The 2,858-nt window shown below is 42.3% G+C and carries 3 protein-coding genes; 2 read left to right on the forward strand and 1 reads right to left on the reverse strand.

Annotated elements, in window-relative coordinates; translation table 11 throughout:
* Positions 1-320: transposase (locus EI164_RS15445; RefSeq protein ID WP_318779513.1), on the forward strand; the 320-nt coding region annotated here is incomplete at its 5' end.
* 88 nt (positions 321-408) lie between these two features.
* Here EI164_RS15445 and EI164_RS15450 read toward each other — a convergent pair.
* A complete protein-coding gene (locus EI164_RS15450; RefSeq protein ID WP_192520844.1) occupies positions 409-1,155 on the reverse strand; it encodes a hypothetical protein in 747 nt (248 codons plus the stop codon).
* 376 nt (positions 1,156-1,531) lie between these two features.
* On the opposite strand from EI164_RS15450, the gene EI164_RS15455 reads away from it, so the two are divergent.
* The gene (locus EI164_RS15455) at positions 1,532-2,686 is read left to right on the forward strand and encodes an MFS transporter (RefSeq protein ID WP_318779566.1); all 1,155 of its coding nucleotides are present in this window, start codon (positions 1,532-1,534) and stop codon (positions 2,684-2,686) included.
* Positions 2,687-2,858: the final 172 nt, after the last annotated feature.

Consider the following 2,858-nt stretch of genomic DNA (forward strand, 5'->3'; position numbering starts at 1 on the left):
CTGATAAAGGGTATATCAGCCCGAGTCTGACATCGTACTACGACGCTCAAGGAGTAGATTTACAAACGCCACTCAGAGCTAATATGAAAGAAGATAGACCCAAACCTGTGGTAAGACGGCTAATGAAAGCCCGCCGTATCGTTGAAACAGTCATTGGTCAGTTATCAGAACGATTTAATATACAAAAGGTACGAGCAAGAGATTTATGGCATTTGTCTCATCGATTGATTCGTAAGATTCTGTCGCATAATCTGTGCTTTGTACTCAATAAAAAACTTGGTAACCCGCCTCTTCAGTTTGATTTGCTTATTTCAAGTTGAGAGTGGGGTGTATAAATATAAAATTTTTACATGAATAAAGCGGCTAAAATTAAGTAGCCGCCTTGTTTTATTACCTTAGATTGTTACTTCAAGCATTTTCTAGCTTAGGCCGAGCTTTATTAATTGCTTTCAATAATGCCTTTTCAAACTGACCTTCTTTAAATTGAACCAGATATGAATGTGCCGCACAGAAATTGCGGACATCGCGCCACTCATGGGCGAGGTTGGCAGCCCAGTCACAATATTGTTTGCCAGCACTTGGCTCATTTTTCAGTGCTTTTTTGGTCGTAGGATGTAGTATTAGCTCAGGTAATATCGCCTCTAGTAACTTAGTTGGTGGACTCATAAAAGTGTCATCCACGTGCAAGCTTTTGCTGGCAGGGTGGTAGACCAATAATGAACCGGCATGAATCATCTCATTAGGTGAGATATAGTAAACGCCTTCTGACATAGAAAACTCGAGCTCAGGATAGCGCTCAGCGACGGCATCACTTTCGACTAAGTCATTGGCCCATTGTACGTCTGGCACTTTTTTGTGGTGCCTACTACTGCCATAAAAAGTGGCTTGTGGAAAGTCTTTGGCCATTTGCGCACAGTGTACCGTATGAAATGGATGTACGTTCAGTACAGCTTCGACATCTTGTCCATTACTGGTCAACCTCATTACTTCATCTCTAACGTCACCCGTTAAGGTATAACTGTCTAAAAACAGAAACTTGCCTGAATTTAACTTTACTAGCGAGCAGTGTGTACCAATATTTAATACGCCACCAATGCGAAATGATCCGCGTATGTTCCAAAAGCCCGACCCTAATTCATGAATTTTATCGCTCATCGATATACGTCCTTAAATATTTAATAATTAGATTTATAAGATTATTGTTGTACAGCTATTTTATATAGCACTTTATGATTATGGCAATTTGCCTACTCAAAGTCTGTTACAAAGGTAAGACTTTGGTTATGGTTATTATTAATGACTTTTTTTATGTCATAATTTTTGATATCAATATATGTGATGGGCTGTGATACCATAATGTGCTTGTCGTTACAAACATAAAGCAATTATCATTGTTGACGCTCGTTTTACTTCTACCACTCACGCCAGTTCAGTGGCGCTCAATATAGTCAGCATCCTTGTGAACAATACTGTTAGTCAGAATAAAAATAACGCCTCATCACGAAACCTTTCAACCAATTCGCCATCGTGGATACTAAAGCTCACGATTGGTTTGATTGGTATGTTTGCTTTTTTGCAGGTGTACTCTATCCAAGCAGTGCTACCAGTCCTAATGGTGGATTTTTCAGCGACCGAAGTACAAGTAGGTATGGTTGTTGGTGCGACGATAATGGCAATTGCTATTATGTCTCCGTTTCTTGGTATGCTTTCTGATGCAGTGGGGCGCAAGCCATTTATCGTTGGGGCGTTATTATTTTTGGCGATACCCACAGCGCTAATCGCGCAGAGTCCAAGTATTGGTTGGCTAGGTCTATGGCGCTTTATGCAGGGGTTATCTGTGCCAGGTATTACGGTCGTGACGATTGCATATATCGGTGAGGAGTTCGAAGGACGAGTAGTGACGGATTTGATGTCATTTTATGTGTCGGGTTGCGTATTGGGTGGTTTTCTCGGGCGGTTTTTACTCGGACATTTACACGAGCTCATTGGCTGGCGTGCTGGCTATTATGTGATGGCAGCGATGACGCTTGTTGGCGCGATGTGGGTATGGAAAATGCTACCGTCATCACAGCAATTCGTGGCCAACCCCAACTTTCGAGCAGCGATACAGACGCTTGGAGAACATTTAACCAACCGTTATGTCGTGACCGCCTGTTTGCTTGGGGCCTGTGTATTATTCTCGCTAGTGGGCTGTTTTACCTTCATTAACTTACATCTGGCCAATACGCCTTATGAGCTGAGTACAGGTGCACTGGCCAATATTTTTGCAGTTTATTTGATAGGGGTCATTATTACCCCTTTATCAACCACGATGTTACGTCGATTTGGCTCAGCACGTACCGTTAGAGTGGCGATCTTTATCTCTATGATTGGTGTGTTGATCACGTTAGTAACGCCATTATGGGGCGTGATAGTAGGGCTGGCTATTATGTCTTCTGGTGTATTTGTTACCCAAGCGGCGACCATCAGCTATATCGCAGTCAATGTTAAAAAAGGTCGGTCATTGGCGTCTGGTCTGTATTATCTAGGTTATTATACAGGCGGGACTCTAGGTGCTTGGCTTTGCGGTATGGTTTATGCACGTGGACAATGGACGTTGACGGTTGGACTACTAGTGTTCGTACAAGTTTTAGCCTTGCTGGTTGCCAGCTTTGGTATGGTAAAGACAAAATCGCGTACTACTTAAAATCTAAGGATTCGTTAACACAACGATATAAAGCAGGAAACCATAATAAACGAATGCACAGTGTCCTGGTGTTTACGTGTGCATACTTTACATGGTATAGGTTTTTTCTTACTATCGTAGGACTTACGCAACAATCAGTCTAGGCGAGCGTAACTGCTCGCAGAGATAGTCA

The organism is Psychrobacter sp. FME13 (genome assembly GCF_014861395.1).
Lineage (GTDB): Bacteria > Pseudomonadota > Gammaproteobacteria > Pseudomonadales > Moraxellaceae > Psychrobacter.

Bases quoted from the DNA above. Each gene is read 5' to 3' on its own strand.
- EI164_RS15450 (WP_192520844.1), bottom strand. From the start codon at position 1,155: ATGAGCGATAAAATTCATGAATTAGGGTCGGGCTTTTGGAACATACGC.